Annotated in this window: 21 protein-coding genes; 12 read left to right on the forward strand and 9 right to left on the reverse strand. The window is 61.8% G+C overall.

What is annotated here, in order from left to right:
* Window positions 1–72 precede the first annotated feature (72 nt).
* From MOV61_RS19405 to MOV61_RS19415, 3 genes are all read right to left on the reverse strand, one after another.
* Window positions 73–414 carry a YciI family protein gene (locus tag MOV61_RS19405; RefSeq protein WP_247038300.1) on the reverse strand — a complete coding sequence of 114 codons (342 nt, stop codon included), beginning with the start codon at window positions 412–414 and terminating at the stop codon, window positions 73–75.
* A 113-nt stretch (window positions 415–527) separates the two neighbouring features.
* On the reverse strand, window positions 528–1,019 hold the full coding sequence (locus tag MOV61_RS19410; protein ID WP_247038306.1) for a MarR family winged helix-turn-helix transcriptional regulator: 492 nt from the start codon (window positions 1,017–1,019) through the stop codon (window positions 528–530).
* Between the two features lie 85 nt (window positions 1,020–1,104).
* A complete protein-coding gene (locus MOV61_RS19415) occupies window positions 1,105–1,911 on the reverse strand; it encodes an IclR family transcriptional regulator (protein ID WP_247137741.1) in 807 nt (268 codons plus the stop codon).
* A gap of 93 nt (window positions 1,912–2,004) precedes the next feature.
* On the opposite strand from MOV61_RS19415, the gene MOV61_RS19420 reads away from it, so the two are divergent.
* The 6 genes from MOV61_RS19420 (at window position 2,005) to MOV61_RS19445 (ending at window position 7,660) form a co-directional block, all read left to right on the forward strand.
* On the forward strand, window positions 2,005–2,370 hold the full coding sequence (locus MOV61_RS19420; RefSeq protein ID WP_247137742.1) for a Rieske 2Fe-2S domain-containing protein: 366 nt from the start codon (window positions 2,005–2,007) through the stop codon (window positions 2,368–2,370).
* Entirely contained in the window at window positions 2,357–2,692 is a 336-nt protein-coding gene (locus MOV61_RS19425) for a hypothetical protein (protein ID WP_247137743.1), read from the forward strand. The genes MOV61_RS19420 and MOV61_RS19425 overlap by 14 nt, the downstream gene beginning before the upstream one ends.
* A gap of 36 nt (window positions 2,693–2,728) precedes the next feature.
* Entirely contained in the window at window positions 2,729–3,958 is a 1,230-nt protein-coding gene (locus tag MOV61_RS19430; RefSeq protein WP_247137744.1) for an amidohydrolase family protein, read from the forward strand.
* Window positions 3,959–4,139: 181 nt separating this feature from the next.
* A complete protein-coding gene (locus MOV61_RS19435) occupies window positions 4,140–5,738 on the forward strand; it encodes a thiamine pyrophosphate-dependent enzyme (RefSeq protein WP_247137745.1) in 1,599 nt (532 codons plus the stop codon).
* Window positions 5,739–5,846: 108 nt separating this feature from the next.
* A complete protein-coding gene (locus MOV61_RS19440; RefSeq protein WP_247137746.1) occupies window positions 5,847–6,821 on the forward strand; it encodes a 2-hydroxyacid dehydrogenase in 975 nt (324 codons plus the stop codon).
* 26 nt (window positions 6,822–6,847) lie between these two features.
* Window positions 6,848–7,660, forward strand: a complete 813-nt coding sequence (locus MOV61_RS19445) for a class II aldolase/adducin family protein (protein ID WP_247038289.1) — start codon at window positions 6,848–6,850, stop codon at window positions 7,658–7,660.
* A gap of 111 nt (window positions 7,661–7,771) precedes the next feature.
* On the opposite strand, the gene MOV61_RS19450 is transcribed toward MOV61_RS19445, so the two are convergent.
* From MOV61_RS19450 to MOV61_RS19470, 5 genes are all read right to left on the reverse strand, one after another.
* Window positions 7,772–8,755, reverse strand: a complete 984-nt coding sequence (locus tag MOV61_RS19450; RefSeq protein WP_247137747.1) for a tripartite tricarboxylate transporter substrate binding protein — start codon at window positions 8,753–8,755, stop codon at window positions 7,772–7,774.
* An 83-nt stretch (window positions 8,756–8,838) separates the two neighbouring features.
* Complete coding sequence (locus tag MOV61_RS19455) at window positions 8,839–9,816, reverse strand: tripartite tricarboxylate transporter substrate binding protein (RefSeq protein ID WP_247137748.1); 978 nt, start codon at window positions 9,814–9,816, stop codon at window positions 8,839–8,841.
* 72 nt (window positions 9,817–9,888) lie between these two features.
* Entirely contained in the window at window positions 9,889–10,872 is a 984-nt protein-coding gene (locus MOV61_RS19460; protein WP_040123947.1) for a tripartite tricarboxylate transporter substrate binding protein, read from the reverse strand.
* 34 nt (window positions 10,873–10,906) lie between these two features.
* Window positions 10,907–12,412, reverse strand: a complete 1,506-nt coding sequence (locus MOV61_RS19465) for a tripartite tricarboxylate transporter permease (protein WP_247137749.1) — start codon at window positions 12,410–12,412, stop codon at window positions 10,907–10,909.
* A gap of 3 nt (window positions 12,413–12,415) precedes the next feature.
* Window positions 12,416–12,862 carry a tripartite tricarboxylate transporter TctB family protein gene (locus MOV61_RS19470; protein WP_051900268.1) on the reverse strand — a complete coding sequence of 149 codons (447 nt, stop codon included), beginning with the start codon at window positions 12,860–12,862 and terminating at the stop codon, window positions 12,416–12,418.
* Between the two features lie 465 nt (window positions 12,863–13,327).
* On the opposite strand from MOV61_RS19470, the gene MOV61_RS19475 reads away from it, so the two are divergent.
* Window positions 13,328–14,548: an FAD-dependent monooxygenase gene (locus MOV61_RS19475; RefSeq protein ID WP_040123945.1), complete on the forward strand. Its 1,221-nt coding sequence runs from the start codon at window positions 13,328–13,330 to the stop codon at window positions 14,546–14,548.
* An 81-nt stretch (window positions 14,549–14,629) separates the two neighbouring features.
* Window positions 14,630–15,808 (forward strand): alpha/beta hydrolase, encoded by a 1,179-nt coding sequence (locus MOV61_RS19480; RefSeq protein ID WP_247137750.1) that lies wholly within the window; start codon window positions 14,630–14,632, stop codon window positions 15,806–15,808.
* A gap of 375 nt (window positions 15,809–16,183) precedes the next feature.
* Here MOV61_RS19480 and MOV61_RS19485 read toward each other — a convergent pair whose 3' ends face one another.
* Complete coding sequence (locus MOV61_RS19485) at window positions 16,184–16,717, reverse strand: VOC family protein (protein WP_247137751.1); 534 nt, start codon at window positions 16,715–16,717, stop codon at window positions 16,184–16,186.
* A gap of 124 nt (window positions 16,718–16,841) precedes the next feature.
* Between MOV61_RS19485 and MOV61_RS19490 the strand changes: the two genes are divergently transcribed.
* From MOV61_RS19490 to MOV61_RS19505, 4 genes are all read left to right on the forward strand, one after another.
* Window positions 16,842–17,633, forward strand: coding sequence for a helix-turn-helix transcriptional regulator (locus MOV61_RS19490; RefSeq protein ID WP_247137752.1), 792 nt, complete (start codon window positions 16,842–16,844; stop codon window positions 17,631–17,633).
* A gap of 27 nt (window positions 17,634–17,660) precedes the next feature.
* A complete protein-coding gene (locus MOV61_RS19495) occupies window positions 17,661–18,389 on the forward strand; it encodes an SDR family oxidoreductase (RefSeq protein WP_247137753.1) in 729 nt (242 codons plus the stop codon).
* A gap of 114 nt (window positions 18,390–18,503) precedes the next feature.
* Window positions 18,504–19,364 carry a p-hydroxycinnamoyl CoA hydratase/lyase gene (locus tag MOV61_RS19500; RefSeq protein WP_040123939.1) on the forward strand — a complete coding sequence of 287 codons (861 nt, stop codon included), beginning with the start codon at window positions 18,504–18,506 and terminating at the stop codon, window positions 19,362–19,364.
* 12 nt (window positions 19,365–19,376) lie between these two features.
* Window positions 19,377–19,931 (forward strand): CoA-binding protein (locus tag MOV61_RS19505; protein WP_247137754.1); only part of this gene is annotated, 555 nt, incomplete at its 3' end.

Here is a 19,931-nt window from a genome sequence, read left to right on the forward strand (position 1 = left end):
AGGACTGGCGGGCGACGCGCTCGGCCTCGCCGGAAACCCCGCCCAAAACCTCGCCGCCGCCGGCCATCAGCGTCACATCACCCACATCGGGCGCACTTCGATCGCGCCGTTGATCGCTCCCGGGCATTTCGCTGCCCATTCGAGCGCAGCGTCGAGATCCGGCACGTCGATGATGTAAAAGCCGCCCAGCTGTTCCTTGGTGTCGGCATAGGGCCCATCCAGCACCTCGGTCCTGTTGCCGGCGACCCGCACCGTGCTTGCGGCCTCGGAAACCTGCAGCCTGTCGCCGCCGACAAGCGCGCCGGATTTCTTCAGCGCTTCGGCATAAGCAATATAGGGGGCGGAATGGGCGCCGCTCTTGGCGTCGGCAGCGAACAATGCTTCGTCGCGATAGATCATCAGCATGTATTTCATGGCTTTTCTCCGTGTGTGCCGCAGCCCGTCATCGGCCTGCTACACCAATGTCGTTCGAGAATAAGCCCGTTCGACACGGCCTGCGAAAAATCTATCGCCGGCCGCGCATTTTGTCAGTCACCCTTGGGGATGTCGTCGCGCTCGCGAAGATTGCGAGCGACCAGCCGACAAAGCTCGCGGAGCTGCTGGTAGCTTTCCTGGGGCAGGAAGGAAAAGACGTCCCGCTCGACGGCATCGGCTGCCGCGTCGCACGCCTTGATCATCCGCTTGCCCTCGGTCGTCAGGCTCATGCGCAGGATGCGGCGGTTGGCCGGGTCTTCCTTGCGGGTGATGAGATTGCGGCGCTGCAGGCCGCCGATCAGCTCGTTCATCGTCTGCGGCGTCACGAAGAAGCGACGCGAAAGTTCCGCTGAGGACAGCCCTTCGCGGCTGCCGATAACGCTTAGCACCGTATATTGAATGCCGGTCATCTGCAGCGCCGACAGCGCCACTTCCAGCCGGCTGCGCACGGCATGATTTGCCTGGTTCAGGAAGTAGATCGCCCGGGGCTGCTGCATCACCCAATCGCCGGTGCTTGCTTCTTCGGGCCTGACGTCTTCAGCCATCACGATGCGGTGACCTTCTTTAAACGGTTATATGAGCGGGGTAGCGGAGAAAGTGCAACGGCACAAGTCGCGTTGCACAAAACCCTCAACTTACTGAAGCGCCGAGCCGCAGCGACAGGGACCTGGCGGCACGCAACGTGGCGGTCAGCGGCAGGGCGGAGGGCGCGATATCGAAGCCATCCTGTCGACCGAGCACGGTGACAACCGCTTTCAGATGCGCGCGATGATCGAAGACGGGGGCGGCGACGGCCGAAAAGTCCGGAACCGTGGACGGCAGCGTCGCGGCATAACCTTGACTGCGCACCGTTGCGAAATCGGTTATGAAACGGGCGATCGAGGCCTCCGTTTCGCCGCCCTGATGCATCATGGCGCGCAAGTGGTGTTCCCATTCGGCGTGCGGCAGGTTGGCCATGAAGACCCGACCGGTCGCCGTCGGCCACAGGCGGACCAGCGAACCGACCTTGATCTCGTAGACGCTATCGGAGCGGCCCTCGATCTTGTCGACCACGACAGGTGCATCGCCGTTCCAGACCGCCAGGGTCACCGTCTCGCCGAGTTCGGCGGCAAGCTGCGAGATCGCCGCGCGGGCAAGGCTGAGGAAATCGGTGCGGGAAAGCGAGGCAAGCCCGAGCTGTAGCGCCGCATCGCCGAGATCGTAAAGGCCGGACAGCCGGTCCTGTGCGACGAAGCCGGTGCGCACCAGGCTGACCAGATAACCATGCGCCATGCTCGGCGTCATGCCGGCAGCAGTGGCGATGTCGTTCAGCCGCATGGCCCGGCCGGCATGCTGGATCGCCGTCAGCACCTTCAGGCCCTTTTCAAGCGACTGGATGCCGGCGCCCTTGATCTCCAGGTCCTTGCCTGCCGCTTTCTGGTTTACCGACGCGTCCATGACCTCTCCGCTTGACGTCTTCATCCATCTTTATACAATATAACTGAATGATTTCAAGAATATTGAAATCGCGCGAAGGATAAGGAGGAGACCTTGGCGGAATATCTGGTTTGTTCGGAGGATGAGATTGCCGATGGCGGCCGCAAGGTCGTCGCCTGCGGGGAGCGGGAGATCGGCATTTTTCGGGTGAAGGGTGCGCTGCATGCCTGGCACAACATGTGCCCGCATCGGCAGGGGCCGATCTGTCAGGGCCGCATCTATCCTCAAGTCATCGAGCCCGTCGATGAAAGGCAGGAGGTGCGGACGCTTCAATACGATGAAGAGAACATGCACGTCGCCTGTCCGTGGCACGGCTGGGAATTCAACCTGGAAACCGGCCGCAATGCCGGGCCGGCTAAATACCGCCTGCACCGTGCCGAACTGGCGATCCGGGAGGGGCAGGTCTATGTCGTCCTCTGAACCCACTTTTCGCAACGACCCATACGGCTGGATCGAGGACGCCACCGCCGAAATCGAGAAGGCGACAGCCGAACTGCTGGAGAACGGCGAAGCATCGCGCGTCTCCGACGAGGCGGTGGCCCGGATGATGACGGCGGCGATCCGGCTTTACGTCGCCAAGAGCGACGGCGAGGAACGCACGTTCCGGCCGCTGACCGGCACCCGCGACGAAACGGTGACCGCCACCGAGGCGCTCTCCGCCGTCTCCGAAATCCTGCGCGCCCTGCATCTCGGGCCAATGGAACTGGCGCTCTGGTACCGGCGCCGGCCGGATGAACTTTGAGGCATAAATCCACTCTTTCGCCTGAGGAGAGCGAACATGGATATTTCCAACAAGGATCGCGCCCGCGAATTGCCGGTGCAGCAGATCGACGTCTTCACCGATACGCGCGACATTCTAGCCCATGCCAACCGGGCCGCCAAAAAGCGCGGCTTCGAGGACTGGCTGATCTGCGACGTGGACGCCCACCACACCGAGACGATTTCCTGGCATGAACTGGTGCAATATATCGAGGACCCGGTCATCCGGCATCAGGCGATGCTCTTCCACGACGAGAAGATGGGCACCGCCTCCTACGGCCTCAACGGCGACATGGGCCTCAAATACCAGGATGTCGGCGGCCGCATCCCGCACCAGGCGGGTATCCGCGAAAAGGTCGATGACGGGGTGCATCGCGACGTGACGCTGTCGCGCCGGGCGATGAGTGCACTCGGCGTCGACTACATGGTGCTGTTCCCGACGCCGATGCTGACGCTTGGGCTGCATCCGCAGCCGGAAATGGAAGTCTATCTCGGCCGCGCCTATAACCGCTGGCTGATCGACAAGGTGCTCTCCAAGGACGACCGGCTGAAGACGCTCGCCTACCTGCCGTTCAACGTGCCGAAGGAAGCGGAACGCACCATCGAGGAATTTTCCGGCCAGCCAGGCGTAATCGGCTTCTGCGTTCCGTCCGTTCGCCACAAGGCGGTGCACCACAACGACTACATGCGCATCTATGCGATGCTCGAGGAACGCAACCTGCCGATCGCCTTCCATGCCGCCTATCACTGGCAGGACCAGTCGCTTGCGACGATCAACCGCTTCCTCGGCATGCACGCGCTCGGCTTCGTCTGGTGCAACATGGTCCACATGACCAACTGGATTTTAAACGGTATTCCGGAGCGGTTTCCGAAGCTGAAGAGCATCTGGGTGGAAAGCGGGCTCGCCTGGATCCCCTTCCTGATGCAGCGGCTCGACGACCAATACCTGATGCGCCCTTCCGAGGCGCCGCAGCTGAAAAAGCTGCCGAGCGATTACATGCGGGAAAACTGCTGGTATACGACCCAGCCGATGGAAACGGTGAACATGAAGGCGCTGCAATTGACGCTGGAGATGATCAACGCCGAGAGCCAGCTGTTGTTTGCATCGGACTGGCCGCATTTCGATTTCGACCTGCCGCAGGAGATCTACGACCTGCCGTTCCTGAGCGAACAGGCGAAACGGAATATCCTGGGGCTGAATGCGGCGAAGTTGTTCAACCTGGACCCGACGGTAAGGAAGAGTTTGTAGGGACGGGAAGGTGCGTGGAGCCCCTCCCCCTTGTGGGGAGGGGTTGGGGAGGGGACTTTTCACCCGGCATGAAAACCCCTCCCGCCTGCCGGCCACCCTCCCCACAAGGGGGAGGGTTAAGATCGCAGCACCGCCACACTTTTTCATAGGCCTCCGCTTCGTCTAACAAGGACATTCCAACATGACCATCACCGGAGGCGATTCCATCGTCGCATCGCTGCGCGCTCACCATGTGGACACCGTCTTCGGCATACCGGGCGCCCAGCTCTACGGCCTGTTCGACGCCTTCCAGCGTGACGGCATGCGGGTGATCACGCCGCGGCACGAGCAGACTTGCGCCTACATGGCCTTCGGTTACGCACGCGCCTCGGGCAATCCCGGCGTCTATTCCGTCGTACCGGGGCCGGGGGTGCTCAACACTGGTGCGGCGCTGCTGACCGCCTGGGGCTGCAACGAGCCGGTTCTGTGCCTGACCGGGCAGGTTCCGACCGCGTTTCTCGGCAAGGGTCGCGGACATCTGCACGAGATGCGCGACCAGCGCGCCGTTCTCGCCGGCATCGCCAAGTCCGCCGAACGCGCCGACAAGGCGGGGGATGTTTCTGCCGCCATCGCCCATGCGTTTCGCGAGATGCGCTCGCTGAAACCCGGCCCGGCGACGGTCGAAATGCCCTGGGAACAGTTCGTGGCGGAGGGCGAATTCGAGATCGCCCGGCCGCTCGAAAACCATCCGGATCCAGTGGCGGATGTCGCAGTCGGCGAGGCGGCTGCTGTGATCGGCAGGGCGGAGCGGCCGATGATCTTCGTCGGCCCCGGCGCATTCGAGGCCCGTGAGGAGGTGCTGCGGCTTGCGGAAATGCTGCATGCGCCGGTGGTCGGCTTTCGCTCCGGGCGCGGCGTGGTCTCTAACCGCCACGAACTCGGCCTCACCATTGCCGAAGCGCGAAAGCTCTGGCCGGTGGTCGATTGCGTCATCGGCATCGGCACCCGGCTCGAGGTGCCGAGTTGGCGTTGGAAGCCGAGAGCCGAAGTGCCGGTGGTGCGGCTGGAAATCGACGCGGAGGAACTGATCCGCACGCCGGAGGCCCTCGGCGTGCTTGGTCGGGCGAAGACTTCGCTCGCAGCGCTGCTCGGCGAGATCAAGCCGCGGACGCCTTCCGACGACTGGCAGGAAGCGATCAGAAAGGCGCGCGTGGAAACGGCGCAGGCCATCCAGAAAATCTCGCCGCATTACGACTATCTGCAAACGATCCGGGCAGCCCTTCCGGACGACGGCATCCTTGTCGAAGAGGTCTGCCAGTCCGGTTTCGCCTCCTGGTACTGCTATCCGGTCTACGAACCGCGCACCTTCATCTCGACCGGCTTCCAGGGCACACTCGGCTTCGGATTTCCGACGGCGCTTGGCGCCAAGGTCGCCCGGCCGGATGTGCCGGTCGTCTCGATCGCGGGCGATGGCGGCTTCATGTTCGCCGCCCAGGAGCTGGCGACCGCCGCACAATACGGCATCGACGTCATCACCGTCGTTTTCAACAATTCCGCCTTCGGCAACGTGAAGCGCGACCAGAGCGAAGCTTTTGGCGGGCGGCTGATCGGCTCGGAGCTGAAGAATCCGGATTTCGACAAGCTCGCCGCCGCTTTCCATGTGGATTTCGCCCGCGTGAGTGCGCCGGAGGCTCTGCGCACGGCAATCGAGACCGCGATCACGCGTGGCGGGCCGTGGCTGATCGAAGTGCCGCTGTCGCTCGAAAGCGAAGTAAGCCCCTGGACGTTCATTCACGGATAATCCGTCGATGACGAATTCCGTTCTACATGGACGAAAAGGCCTATCGTCATGGCAGGGAGCCGTATAAAGTCGGCTCCAAGATTTCGATCCGGGGAGGGCATCGTTTCCGTGACATCAGACCAGAAAACCATCCGTATCGTTGTGCTGACGGCGGTCCTGCCGGCTTCGGTGGTCTCGACGCTCGAAGGCATCGGCGGGCAGCAAATGTCGGTCGCGGACGTCGCCGCGGGCGGCGAGATGCCGGGCGTGCAGGTGCTGGTCACCGATCCCGGCGTCGGCGCCAATGCGGATGTACTCGCAAAATTCCCGGACCTGAAGCTCGTCGCCTGTTACGGCATCGGCATCGACTCGATCCACATGCCGACCGTCAAGGCACGCGGCATCGGCATTTCCAATACTCCGGGCCTGCTGACCGAGGATGTCGCCGACCTCGCCATGGCGCTGATGCTGGCCTCGGCCCGCGATATCGTGCCCCAGACCCAATATATCCGCGACGGCCGGTGGACGACGATCGCGGCAAAGGTCCCGCTCGGCCGGTCACTCAAGAACAAGGCGATCGGCATCGTCGGGCTCGGCCATATCGGCGCGGCGATTGCAGAACGGGCCACCGCTTTCCGCATGCGGGTTTCGTATCATGGTCCGCGGCAGAAACCTGTCCCTTATACCTTTATGCCGAATCTCGTCGCGATGGCGAAGCAGAGCGATTTTCTCGTCGTCGCCAGCCGCGGCGGCGAGGACACCAGGAAAATCGTCAACCGGGAGGTACTGGAGGCGCTCGGACCCGAGGGTACGCTGGTCAACGTCTCGCGCGGTTCGATCGTCGACGAGGCGGCGCTGGTGGAGGCGCTCAGAACCGGCAAGCTCGGCTTTGCGGCCCTGGACGTGTTCGCCAACGAGCCGAGGGTTTCGGAAAAGCTTCTGTGGATGCCGAATGTCATCATGACGCCGCATCAGGGCAGCGCGACTGCGGAAACTCGCCTCGCCATGGCCCTTTTGCTGGTCGAGAATGTCCAAGCGTTTTTCAAGGGAACGCCGTTGCCGACGCCGGTGGTCCCGATTGCAATCTGGGCTTTTGAACTCTAGCTTTTGAACTCTGGGGAGGACGTCACATGGCATTTCAACGTCACGTCATCGGACTGGCAGGACAGGACCAATCCGGCGAAGTCATTACCGAATTCGACCGGGCCTCGGTCACCGACGAGGAATGGGCAGTGCGCGTTGATCTCGCCGCCGCCTATCGTCTCGCGGCACTCTACGGCTGGGACGACCTCATCTACACGCATATCTCGGCCCGTGTGCCGGGCACGGAAAACCACTTCCTGATCAATCCGTTCGGGATGGCCTTCGACGAGATCAAGGCGAGCAACCTCGTCAAGATCGACCACGAGGCGAAGATCATCGGCAAGTCGGACTATCCGGTGAACGGCGCCGGTTTCGTCATCCACCACGCCGTGCACAAGGCCCGCCACGAGCTCAACTGCGTCATGCATCTGCATACTGAGGCAGGCATGGCGCTTTCCATGCTCGATTGCGGCCTGCTGCCGCTCTCCCAGCATTCGATGTTCTTCTACAACCGCATCGGCTACCACGGCTACGAGGGCCTGGCCCTCAACATGGAAGAGCAGGAGCGGCTGATCCACGATCTTGGGGTCCACAAGAACATGATCCTCAAGAACCACGGCACGCTGACCTCGGGCGAAAGCGTCGGCGAGGCGTTCGTCTGGACCTTCTGGCTGGAAAAGGCCGCTCGCGCCCAGCTTGCCGCCATGGCCGCCCAGCCGCAGGGCCTTACCATTCCCGAAGAAAAGATCGCCGAACTGACCGCCCACATGTACGAGATGTCGCCGGCAAAGCCAGGGCTCAAGGAATGGCCGGCGATGCTGCGAAAGCTGGACAGGATCGATCCGAGCTATCGCGATTGACATCCGAAATGCCCGCTTGCCGGGAACTGGCAGATCTTCCTCTCATTCTCCGCAACGAAAAACGAAAAAAGCCGGCGTTTCCGCCGGCTTTTTTATCTGCTTCAGCAAGTCTTACTGCTGCGGGATCTGGGCGATCGCCACGTAGTCCTTCCACTCCGCGATCGTCTTGATCATCAGAGCCTGGGCTTCGGCCGGGGTGGAGATGTAGGGATCGCCGCCCTGGTCGGCCAGGAACTTCTGAGTTTCCGGCTGCTGCAGAACGGTGTTGAACCAGCCGTTGATCTTGGTGACGATGTCTTCCGGCGTGCCCTTGGCAACCATGGCACCCCACCAGCCGAGCTGGTCGACGTCAAAGCCCTGTTCCTTCAGGGTCGGGATGCTGGGAGCGCCCTTCATGCGTTCCGGCGAGCCGACGCCGAGAAGACGAAAACGGCCTTCGCGCTGCTGCGAGAGGGCAAAGACCGGGTCGTAGGAACCGAAGTCCATTGCGCCGCTGGTGATGTCGTTAAGCGAATCGGCAGCGGTCTTGTACTGGACCGAAACGGTCTCGAGGCCGGCCTTCTGCTTGTAGACTTCGGCCATGACCTTGCCGGACGTGGCGTTGACGGCATAGGAGCCGCCGTCGCCCTTTGCCTTCATGGCGGCCGTCAGTTCCTTCATGTCCTTGTAGGGCGCGTCCTTGGCGACGGCGATCATGAAGGCCTGCTTGTTGATCGTCGCGATCGTCATCAGGTCCTTACCGACGTCGATCGGCGGCTTTTTCATGATCCACATGTTGCCGGCGATCGAGTTGCCGGAGTGAACGAAGATCGTGTAGCCATCCGGCTTGGAGCGCGAGGTGTATTCAGCAGCGATGTTGCTGAGTGCGCCCGGCTTGTTTTCGACGATGATCGTGGCGCCCGCGATCTTGGACACCTTGTCCGCAAAATAGCGGACGAGAACGTCGGCGCCGGAACCTGCCGGGAAGGCGCAGACGAAGGTGACCGTCTGGTCCGGATAAGCGGCCTGAGCGGGCGTAACGTTTGCAATCTGTGCGACCGCCAGCATCGCCATGGCGGCGGTGGCTTGCGCGATCTTCTTAAGCCATTTTGTCACTTTTCATCTCCTATGGCGGTTCGTAAGGGTCCCTGCGAAAGGGCCTGCCGCACTATGGCGACAGGGTCTTTCAAATCGGTTGATTAATTCTGCGGAATCTTGGCAAGGGCGACATAAGCCTTCCACTCCTCGACCGTCTTGGCGAGCAGTGCCTGGCCCTCTTCCGGGGTCCCGACATAGACGTCGCCGCCGAATTTCGCGAGGAAGGCAACGGTATCGGGCTGGGCCAGGATTTCGTTGAACAGCGCGTTGATCTTGTCGACCACCGGTTTCGGCGTGGCTTTCGGAACGAAAGAACCCCACCAGCCGAGCTGGTCGATATCGTAGCCCTGTTCCTTGGCGGTCGGAATGTCGGGCAGCGACTTCAGCCGGATCGGCGAACCGGTCGCCAGGATCCGGATACGCTTTTCGTTGGCCTGCGACAGGGCGAAGACGGGATCGTGGACGCCGTAGTCGATGGAGCCGCTCAGCATGTCGTTGAGTGAGTCCTTGGCGTCCTTGAAACTGATCTCGACCGGATCGACGCCGGCTTTCTGCTTGTAGATTTCGCCAAGCACCTTGCCGGAGGTCGCAGCCGTCGCGTAGCTGGCGTTGTTGCCCTTCTTTTTCAGGGATTCCGTCAGCGCCTTCATGTCCTTGATCGGGCTGTCGTAAGCCACGACGAACATGAAGGCCTGCTTGTTGATGAAGGACGTCGTCTGCAGTTCCTTGACGACATCGACCGGCGGCGCCTTGAACAGCGACATGTTGGCCGCCGTCGAGGTGCCGGAATGGACGTAGATCGTATATCCGTCCGGCTTGGCGCGGGCGGTGTACATGGCGGCGATGTTGCCGGCGGCTCCCGGCTTGTTTTCCACGATCACCATCTGACCGGAGACCTTGGCGAACTTCTCGGCAAAGAAACGGACCAGAACGTCCGCGCCGGAGCCGGCCGGGAAGGCGCAGACGAATGTGATCTGGCCGCTCGGATAGGCACCCTGCGCGAACGCACCAAAGGGTGCGAGCGCCGCGACGGCGGTGGTCGCCATCATCAGGTTTCTGCGTGAGATTTCAGTGGTCATCGGCACAAGTTCCTCCCTTGAACGCCCCAGTCATTCCCATAAAAGGTTCCCGTGAAGCCTGTTGGACAAGCCTCAGTTTTGCGGAATCTTCGCGAGCGCCACATAGCCACGCCACTCCTCGACGGTCTTCACAAGAAGCTCGTCGACCTCCTTCGGCGTACCTTTGTAGACGTCTCCGCCGAACTTGTTCAGGAAGGCTTCCGTTTCCGGCTTGTCGAGCACTTCCTGGAACAGCGAATTCAGCTTCATGACGATATCGTCCGGGGTCTTGGCCGGCACGAATACACCCCACCATCCAAGCTGGTCGACATTGAGGCCGTATTCCTTGATGGCCGGAATCTCGGGCGTCGACTTCATGCGCTGCGGCGAACCAACCGCAAGCAGCCTCAAGCGCCCCTCGCGCTGCTGGCTGAGCGCGAAGACCGGGTCGAGCGCTGCGAAATCGAGCTGGCCGCTGGTGATGTCGTTCAGGGAATCCGGGCCGGTCTTGTAGGCGACTTCGGTTGCCGAGACCCCTGCGAGTTGCAGGTAGACTTCGGCGAGGACCTTGCCCGAGGTTGCCGTCGAGCCGTAGGTGGCATCGCCGCCCTTGGCCTTCAGATGCTCGGTAAGCTGCTTCATATCCTTGATCGGGCTGTCGGCCGCGACCGCGATCATGAAGGGCTGCTTGTTGATGAACTGGACGCCGCGCAACGCCTGGGTGACGTCGATCGACGGTTTCTTGAACAGCGACATGTTGGCCGCCGTCGACGTGCCGGAATGGACGTAGACCGTGTAGCCGTCGGGTTTGGCGCGGCTGACATATTCGGCAGCGATATTGCCATTGGCGCCCGGCTTGTTCTCGACGATCACCGTTTGCTTGGAGACCGCCGCCACCTTCTCGGAAAAGAAGCGGACCAGAACGTCGGCGCCGCTGCCGGCCGGAAAGGCGCATACGAACGTGATCGTGGCGCTGGGATAGGTGGATTGTGCGAACGAGACACCCGGCAGAACGGCGGCCATCGTGGCCGCCGCAAGCAGTGTGCGTCTTGTCAGTTTCAGATGTCGTTCAGTCATTGGCTCCTCCTCCAAAACTGCTGCGGAATGTGTGTTATTCCTCCTGAAACGCCTCCTCGCGTGTCTTTCGGAACTGCGGCAAGACGATCAGGCCGATCATCAGAACCGTCGCGACCAGAAGCGTCGCGGAAATCGGTCGATCGATGAAGATCGACGGGTTGCCGCGCGAAATAACCAGAGAACGCCTGAGGTTCTCCTCCATCAGCGGCCCGAGAATGAAACCGAGCACCATCGGTGCCGGCTCGCAGCCGAGCTTGTGAAGGACGTAACCGAACACCGTAAAGACGATCATCAGAACCATCATGAACGGTTCGGTGCTGGTCGAGTACACGCCGATGGCGCAAAACAGCAGGATCGCCGGGTAGAGCAGCCGGTAAGGAACCGACAGCAGCTTCACCCAAATGCCGATCATCGGCAGGTTGATGACGACGAGCATGAGGTTGCCGATCCACATCGAGGCGACCATGCCCCAGAAGAGGTCGGGACGGGTCGTCATGACGGCAGCGCCCGGCTGGATGCCCTGGATGATCATCGCACCCATCATGATTGCCATGATCGGGTTCGACGGAATGCCGAGCGTCAGGAGCGGGATGAATGACGTCTGGGCGGCGGCATTGTTGGCCGATTCCGGACCTGCGACGCCTTCCACGGCGCCGTGACCGAACTTGCGGGGGTTCTTGGAGATCTTCTTTTCCAGCGTATAGCTGGCAAAGGAGGCGAGAACCGCGCCACCACCCGGCAGGATGCCGAGGATCGAGCCGAGGCCGGTGCCGCGCAGGGCCGCCGGAATGGAGTCCCGGAATTCCTGCTTGTTGGGCCACAGATCGCGCATGCGGGTGCTGATCGTTTCGCGGGGCGGCGGTGGGTTTTCGAGATTGCGGATGATTTCCACGATGCCGAAGAGACCGAGAACCAGCGGCAGGAAGTCGATACCCTCCCAGAGACCCGACAGGCCGAACGTGTAGCGGGTGAGACCCGTGTTGATATCGGTGCCGACGAGGCCGAGCAGCAGTCCCATCAGGACCATGGCGACCGCCTTGAGGACGGAGCCGTGGGCGAGCACGATCGCCATGACGAGGCCGAGCAGCATCAGCGCGAAATAATCCGGCGAGTTGAACTGCTGGGCGATCGAAGCGAGCGGCGGGCCGAAGGCGGCGATGAAGACCGTACCGATGGTACCGGCGAAGAACGAGCCAAGAGCGGCAATCGCCAGTGCTGCGCCGGCGCGACCCTTGCGGGCCATCTGGTGGCCTTCGATACAAGTCACCACCGAAGACGCCTCGCCGGGCATGTTGACCAGGATCGAGGTGGTCGAGCCGCCGTATTGCGCACCGTAGTAGATGCCGGCGAGCATGATCAGCGACGACAGCGGATCGAGGCCGAAGGTGATCGGCAGGAGGATGGCGAGCGCGGGGATGGGTCCGATGCCAGGGAGAACGCCGATCAGCGTGCCGAGAACGGTGCCGATCAGACAGAACATCAGATTTTCCAGCGAGCCCGCCGCCATGAAGCCGGTTGCGAGGTGTTCAAAAACTTCCATTGCTTACCTGCCCCACCAGACGGGCATCGGCTGCCCGAGGCCATAGACGAAGATGATGACGACCAGTGCCGCGGTCGTGACCGCGAAGATCACGGTCTCGACGAGATTGACGCCGCGCCGCGCATAGGCAGCGAACATGATCAGCAGGATCGAGGAAATTACCGCGCCGATCTGGGCGATCAGCAGGCCGAAGGCGGCAATCGCCAGCAGGATGAAGATGATCGGACGGAACTGGATGCGTTCGATGGCAGGCCCCTCGATCGCCAGCGACTTTACCGTGACGATCACGCCGATCAGGGCGATCAGGCCGCAGATGATCATCGGGAAATAACCAGGACCCATGTTGCGGGCGGAACCGAAGGTGAGGTCCGAGCCGACAAAGAGGCCGATCGCGCCGAAAAGGATGAACAAGATGCCCGCGCCGAAATCCTGCGGACTTTTGATTACCATGGTTTCCTCCCTGAAAACCTGACTGTTGAAGCGATCTGGCCACCCTTGGGCGTCAGCCAAACCGTCATTATGCATGCTCCTCGGACCGCGCCTCGACCTCGCCACCTTGAATTCGTCTATAGGCAACTAGATTTGACTATATACAAGAGTAATCCTCTTGTCAGTCAATCGAATTCCGCTGTCCTCTGTCCACCAGATACCACAGCTATCCGGCGTTTTCGATCTTATCGCAATAATATCAGGAAACCAGATATCGCAGGTGTAATTGGTGACATTCTTTCCTGTTTTTGAACCGGGTATTGAAACTCTGAGATGTGAGCATCTTCCTCCAAGGACCTGCCCGCATGCTTCAGCGTCGCAGATATGAAATTGGTTTTTAACAAAGTCAATTATACTTTATCAAAAATAGTTGACAGGCGCGGGCGCACCGGAGAGATTGGTCGCCAGCATTTCAAAGGATACAAAATGAAGATTTCTGTTGTGGGAGGCGGAATTGGTGGTCTGACAGCGGCATTGTCGTTGCTCCGCCAAGGATTTGACGTGGATGTGTACGAACAGGCGGTCGAGCTGAAAGAAGTCGGCGCCGGCGTTCAGATCAGCGCCAATGGTACGCGAATCCTGTTTTCGCTCGGGCTCGAGGACGACATCATGTCGATCGCCGCGCAGGCGGAGGGCAAGGAGATTCGCCTCTGGAACACCGGGCAGACCTGGAAACTGTTCGACCTCGGCCCGCTTTCGATCGAACGTTACGGCTTCCCTTACATCACCATCCATCGCAACGACCTGCACCAGACGCTGGCAGCCGGCGTGCGCCGGATCAAGCCGGATGCGATCAAGCTCTCCAAGAAATGCGTCGGGATCACCCAGGACGACAAGGGCGCGACGATCACCTTCGCCGACGGCACCACCGCCACCTCCGACATCGTGGTCGGCGCCGACGGCGTGCATTCGAAGATCCGCGAGACGCTGTTTGGCCGCGACGACCCGAAATTCACCGGCATCGTCGCCTGGCGCGGCGTCATTCCGGTCGAGCGCCTGCCGGAACGCATGCTGCGCCCGGTCGGCACCAACTGGATCGGCCCCGGCGGCCACGTCATCCAGTACCTGCTGCGCGGCGGCAAGCTGATGAATTACGTCTCGGTCGTCGAGCGCGCCGACTGGCAGGTTGAATCCTGGTCGGTCGCCGGCACCGTGGAAGAGTGCCTTGCCGACTATGAAGGCTGGCACGAAGACATCCACACGATGATCAAGGCAATCGACGTGCCCTATAAATGGGCCCTGATGCTGCGCCCGCCGATGGACGACTGGACCCGCGGCCGCGTGACGCTGCTCGGAGACGCGTGCCATCCAACATTGCCCTTCCTCGCGCAAGGCGCGGTGATGGCGATCGAGGACGGTTTCGTGCTCGCCCGCGCGCTTGCCGAGAATAATGGCAATTACGAAGCGGCCTTCGCCGGTTACGAGGCGGCCCGCGTCGAGCGCACCGGCAAGATCGTCCGCGGCGCCGAAGGTAATCTCAGCCGTTTCCACAATGCCGCGCTGAAGGATCCGAAGCTCGCCGAGGACTACGTCAATGCCGAATGGCAGGAAGACAAGGTCAAGCAGCGCTACGAATGGCTGTTCACCTACGACGCCACCTCGGTGCCGGTCGTGGCGGGAACCAGGTCGCCGGAGGCGGTTGCCTAGGGGCACATTCGCAGCTCAATCTCGAAAACCCGTTCGCCGGTTCCACCGATCGAGCGGGCGAAGCATAATGGGTAGGACACCATGACCACCAAGGCGGAATGGCAGCGGATCCCGCTGATCGTCTCCTTTCCGGAGACCGCAAAATATACCGAGACCTACGGCTTTGCCGGCAATTCCGGCAGGGTCAACCTCGAAGGCCAGCTTCTGCGCGGCGCCGGTGCGCCGTCGAAGACGGTCTATGTCTTCATGCATCCAACCTCGACGCTGCAGCTGCTGCCGATGCCGACGGCGCTGGCGGACGCCGGCCTGCACGTGCTCTGCGCCGCAAGCCGTTATCCGAAGAACGATACCGCTCTGATCATGGAAAAGGTGGCGATCGACCTCGGCAAGTGGCTCGATTATGCCCGCGGTGAGCTTGGTTACGAGAAGGTGGTGCTGGTCGGCTGGTCGGGCGGCGGTTCGCTATCGCTATTCTACCAGGCACAGGCCGAGAACCCGTCGATCACCCACACGCCGGCCGGCGACGAGGTCAACCTCGTCGAAGCGGGCCTGAAGCCCGCCGACGGCGTGATCTTCCTCGCCGCCCACCTGTCGCGTGCGGAAACGTTGACCGAATGGCTCGACCCGTCGGTTCTCGATGAACTCGACCCGGATCTGCGCGACCCGGAATTCGACATCTATTCGCCGGACTGCCCGCACCAGCCGCCCTATTCGGCGGAATTCATCCAGCGGTTCCGGGCCGCCCAGATCGCCCGCAACCGCAAGATCACCCACTGGGCGCTCGACATGCTGGCGGAATTGAAGCGCCGCGGCTCGTTCGAACAGGAACGCGCCTTCATCGTCCACCGCACCATGTGCGACGTGCGCTGGTTCGACGGCACGATCGACCCGAACGACCGGCCGATCGGCAAGAGCTATATGGGCGATCCGCGCACAGTCAATGTCGGCCCGGTCGGTCTTGCCCGCTTCACGACGCTGCGTTCGTGGCTTTCCCAGTGGAGCTACGACCTGTCGAATGCCAAGGGGCCGATGAACGCGGCGCTGATCAAGCGCTCGCCGGTGCTGCAGATCGAGAACAATGCCGACGAGGCTGTCCCGGCGACCCACAATCCGACCATCCGGGCGGCGCTCGCCACCGAGAACAAGGAATATATGACGATCCCGCACGCGACCCACTATTACCTCGGCCAGCCGGAGCTCTTAAAAGCCTGCATTGACCGGGTGATCGACTGGAGCAGGCGGCAGGGGTTGTTGTCTTGAAAGACAAGCCGGAGCTTGTCGGGAGCGGGCTCCGGATCATCATCGGGAGGTTTGACCGTGCGCTTTAATGAGAAGCACCACCGCCCAGGCTGGAACGGTGGTGTGGGTGTTTCTTCCGCTTCAAGGAATGAGGCATTCGCAGATAGGGATGGCAAGTGGTACCGCATGCTCCCTCTGATCTCCCCCCGTGAGGGGGAGATGTCACCGAAGGTGACAGAGGGGGGTAGCGACAGTGCCGCAGGCGAAAACGTTGCTGAAGTGCCTAGGCGACACCCCCCTCTGCCCTGCCGGGCATCTCCCCCTCAAGGGGGGAGATCGGCCAGCCGCGCGACTTCGCGTCCCATCAGCGGTCCCGTCATCAAACGGGTGAAGGCCTCAAGCCGCAGCCGACTTCGCCGCGATCATCCCGGCCTTCTTCTTCACCCATGCCTTCATCGCGTCATGGGCTTCGGAAGCGGCCTGTTCCAGATAGCCAGGCTCTTCCGTGCGGGCGGTGATTTCCAGGCGCAGGCCGTTTGGGTCGAAGAAGTAGATCGAGTTGATGAACTCATGGTCGATGACGTCGGTGGTCTTCACGCCGGCATCCTGCAACCGCTTCTTGAATTTCAGGACCTCCTCGACGGAATCGACTTCCATGGCGAAGTGCTGGACCCAGTCCGGCGTGTTCGGCGAGGGAAGCGGCATGGTGTTTTCGCCGAGGTCGAAGAAGGCCATGTAGGAGCCGTCGCCCATTTCGAAGAAGAAATGCGCGTAGGGCTTTTCTTCGCCCGTCGACGGCACCTTGTCGGCGGTCATGCAGTTGACCAGCGGCAGGCCAAGCAGGTCCTCGTAGAACTTGCGGGTCTCCTCGCCATCGCGGCAGGGGTAGGAAAAGTGATAGAGTTTGCGAAGCTTTGGTGCGTCAACCATGGTGGTTCCTCCATATCCAGGCTTGTTGCATTGGCCGTGATGGTAGGCCTTTGCCGACCCTCCCATGTCCACCTTGCAGGTGGACATGCCCACGACGGATTTATTCTCAACCCTGGAGGCGTCAATGCCTGCGCTTGATGGAGACAACGTGACCGTCATGGCTGCCCTCATGGATGAGGTCGGCGAGCCCGGCTTCCCCGAAAAATTCCTGGAAACGCTGCGCGGCATCGCCGGCACCGATTTCTGTTCCGCCTTCCAGGCCGAGGAGGATGGATCGCTCACCTATCTCTTTGCCTGCGGTTATCACTCGACCATCCCGGGTTTTGCCGAGCGCGCTTCGCTCGATTACGCCCGCCGTTACTGGCTACGCGACCGGGTGACCCGCCAGATGCTGAACGGAGGCCCCGGCCTTGCCAAGGTGCAGGTGGTGCGCCAGGCCTGGAACGGGATCCGCGATCCCGAATACCGCCGCGACTGTTACGAGCGCGCCCATGTGCTCGAACGGCTGACCATCTATCATTCGGAGGAGCCGCGGATCTTCGCCAGCCTCTATCGCACCCGCGAAAGCGGTCCGTTCCCGCTCGCCGCGGTCGAACGGCTGGAAGCCTCCGCGCCGCTGCTGATGGCCATGGTCGTCAAGCATGTGCGGCTCCAGGGCAGGCCGCCGACGGCGCCGCTGCATCCGCCACAGCAGGAGATCGCGGGGCGGCTGCTGCAGGCAGGATTTGCGCTTTCGGGCCGTGAGGCGGAGGTTTCCGCCGGCCTGCTGCTCGGCCGCACACATCGGGAAATTTCCGAAAAGGTCGGGCTCGCGCTTTCGAGTATCGTCACCTACCGTCAGCGTGCCTACCGCAAGCTCGGGGTCAGCGACCGGCGCGGGCTCGAAGCGCTTTATGAAGGTATTTCGTGCGCTTAAGCGTATTGATCAGGGGAGAAATTTCAGATGATTTCGATCAAGGACCGTATTGCCATCGTCACCGGCGCCAGCTCGGGCATCGGCTGGGGCATCGCCAAGGCAATTGCCACTGAGGGCGCCGTCACCGTGCTTGCCGCCCGCAGCGCCGACAAGCTCGAAAAACTGGCGGCCGAGATCGAGGCTGAAGGCGGCCGTGCGTTCGTCGTGCCGACCGACGTTACCGACGACGCGCAGGTCGAAAAGCTGTTCGCAACGGTGAAGGAAAAATACGGCCGGCTCGACATCCTGATCAACAATGCCGGCATCGCCGATCATACGCCGGTCGAAAAGCTCACCAACGAGCGCTGGCACGAGGTCATCGGTGCCAACCTGCACTCGGTCTTCTATTGCAGCCGCGCCGCCTTCGTCATCATGCAGGAACAGAAGCGCGGCCGGATCATCAACATGGGCAGCCTGTCGTCCAAGGTTCCGCGCGGCCATACCGCCGCCTATACGGCGAGCAAGTTCGCGCTCGAGGGCCTTACCCGTTCGCTCGCCGTCGACGGCCGCGAGCACGGCATTGCGGTCTCCATGGTGCATCCGGGCTCGACGGTCAGCTCGCTGGTTCCCGGCATCACCGACAAGGTCCGGCCCGCAACCATGATGCCTCTGGATGTGGCCCGGATCGTCGTGCTGATGGCGACGCTGCCGGATGACGTGAACCTTTACGAAAGCATTATCCTGCCGGTCGAAATGCCATTTCTCGGCCGCGGTTAAGCATCGGTTCAGCACGACGTCAAACGGCTTCCTTTTCGCCAGGCCCGAAATTCAAAGCCGCTTGACGCATATTCGGGTCCCTGATATCCATTTCCCCAGTAGGGAGAATTTGCTATGGAAAACCAGACCGAATCCGCCGCCGGCCAGAACAATGGCAAGTGGGGCGAATATGTTACCGTGGATTTCGACGAGGGCATCGCCTGGGTGACGCTCAACCGTCCGAAGCAGCGCAACGCCATCAACCCGGGCATCGTCTGGGAAATGAACGCGATCATGGATGCGCTGGAAGAAGACGACCGCTGCAAGGTGATGGTCGTCACCGGCGCCGGCGAATCCTTCTCGGCCGGCATGGACCTGAAGGAATATTTCCGCGCCACCGACAAGGTGCCGCCGATCCAGCGCGAACGCCTGTTCCGGGCGAACGCCGCATGGCAGTGGCGCCGGATGATGTATTTCCCGAAGCCGACCATCTCCATGGTCAACGGCTGGTGTTTCGGCGGCGCCTTCCAGTTCCTGGTCGGCTGCGACCTGGCCATCGCCTCGGAAGACGCCATCTTCGGCCTTTCTGAAATCAACTGGGGCATCATCCCCGCCGGCATCGTCACCAAGTCGGTGCTGGAGACGATGAGCTTCCGCGACGCGATGTATTACATCATGACCGGCGAAACCTTCACCGGCCAGCAGGCTGCCGACATGAAGCTGGTCAACAAGGCCGTTTCGCCCGACGAGTTGAAGGCCGAGACCCGCAAGCTCGCCATGACACTGATCGGCAAGAACCCCTTCGTCCTGCGCCAGGCCAAGACCGCATGCCGTTTCACCCGCGATCTCACCTGGGAACAGGCCGGCGAATACCTGATGGCGAAGTCCGACCAGACGGAACTCCGCGACCCGGAAAACGGCCGCAATACCGGCATGAGTCAGTTCCTGGACGAGAAATCCTTCCGCCCGGGCCTCGGTGCCTACCGTCGCGACTAAGAAGTGGCTCCCATGGCTGATACGATGACCACCGCTCCCAAGACGCTCGATCCGGCCAAGCCGTTCGATCTTGACCGTCTGCTGCGCCCACGATCGATCGCGATCGTGGGCGCGTCGCCGGATCCCGCTTCGATCGGCGGCGGCGTGCTCGCCAATCTCGAACTCTTCAAATATGCCGGCGACCTGCATCTCGTCAGCCGTTCGCGCGACGAGATCAACGGCCGCCCCTGCGTGAAGACCATCCGCGACCTGCCCCAGGGCGTCGACGTGGTGATCCTCATCGTGCCGCAGGTGGCAATCAAGGAATCGGTGCTCGCCTGCGTCGAACGGGATGTGGCGGGCGTCATCGTCTACTCTTCCGGTTTCGCTGAAGCCGGCGAGGAAGGCCGCCGGCAGCAGGATGAGCTTGCCGAGATCTGCCGCAAGGCGGGCATGGCCATGCTCGGACCCAACTGCATGGGCTACACCAATTACGTCGACGGTATTCCGCTGACTTTCGAGCCGGTCGACCTGCGCGGCGTCGGCGAGCGCTCGCGCGTCGCCATCGTCGCCCAGAGCGGCGCGACG

The organism is Neorhizobium sp. BETTINA12A (assembly GCF_023006485.1).
In the GTDB taxonomy this organism is placed as follows: Bacteria; Pseudomonadota; Alphaproteobacteria; order Rhizobiales; family Rhizobiaceae; genus Neorhizobium.

Excerpts from the sequence above, each read along its gene's own strand:
- MOV61_RS19425 (WP_247137743.1), top strand. The coding sequence starts at position 2,357 with ATGTCGTCCTCTGAACCCACTTTTCGCAACGACCCATACGGCTGGATC.
- MOV61_RS19495 (WP_247137753.1), top strand. The coding sequence starts at position 17,661 with ATGATTTCGATCAAGGACCGTATTGCCATCGTCACCGGCGCCAGCTCG.
- MOV61_RS19485 (WP_247137751.1), bottom strand. The coding sequence starts at position 16,717 with ATGGTTGACGCACCAAAGCTTCGCAAACTCTATCACTTTTCCTACCCC.
- MOV61_RS19500 (WP_040123939.1), top strand. The coding sequence starts at position 18,504 with ATGGAAAACCAGACCGAATCCGCCGCCGGCCAGAACAATGGCAAGTGG.
- MOV61_RS19480 (WP_247137750.1), top strand. The coding sequence starts at position 14,630 with ATGACCACCAAGGCGGAATGGCAGCGGATCCCGCTGATCGTCTCCTTT.
- MOV61_RS19490 (WP_247137752.1), top strand. The coding sequence starts at position 16,842 with ATGCCTGCGCTTGATGGAGACAACGTGACCGTCATGGCTGCCCTCATG.
- MOV61_RS19445 (WP_247038289.1), top strand. The coding sequence starts at position 6,848 with ATGGCATTTCAACGTCACGTCATCGGACTGGCAGGACAGGACCAATCC.
- MOV61_RS19475 (WP_040123945.1), top strand. The coding sequence starts at position 13,328 with ATGAAGATTTCTGTTGTGGGAGGCGGAATTGGTGGTCTGACAGCGGCA.
- MOV61_RS19435 (WP_247137745.1), top strand. The coding sequence starts at position 4,140 with ATGACCATCACCGGAGGCGATTCCATCGTCGCATCGCTGCGCGCTCAC.
- MOV61_RS19410 (WP_247038306.1), bottom strand. The coding sequence starts at position 1,019 with ATGGCTGAAGACGTCAGGCCCGAAGAAGCAAGCACCGGCGATTGGGTG.
- MOV61_RS19470 (WP_051900268.1), bottom strand. The coding sequence starts at position 12,862 with ATGGTAATCAAAAGTCCGCAGGATTTCGGCGCGGGCATCTTGTTCATC.
- MOV61_RS19405 (WP_247038300.1), bottom strand. The coding sequence starts at position 414 with ATGAAATACATGCTGATGATCTATCGCGACGAAGCATTGTTCGCTGCC.
- MOV61_RS19455 (WP_247137748.1), bottom strand. The coding sequence starts at position 9,816 with ATGACCACTGAAATCTCACGCAGAAACCTGATGATGGCGACCACCGCC.
- MOV61_RS19465 (WP_247137749.1), bottom strand. The coding sequence starts at position 12,412 with ATGGAAGTTTTTGAACACCTCGCAACCGGCTTCATGGCGGCGGGCTCG.
- MOV61_RS19430 (WP_247137744.1), top strand. The coding sequence starts at position 2,729 with ATGGATATTTCCAACAAGGATCGCGCCCGCGAATTGCCGGTGCAGCAG.
- MOV61_RS19460 (WP_040123947.1), bottom strand. The coding sequence starts at position 10,872 with ATGACTGAACGACATCTGAAACTGACAAGACGCACACTGCTTGCGGCG.
- MOV61_RS19415 (WP_247137741.1), bottom strand. The coding sequence starts at position 1,911 with ATGGACGCGTCGGTAAACCAGAAAGCGGCAGGCAAGGACCTGGAGATC.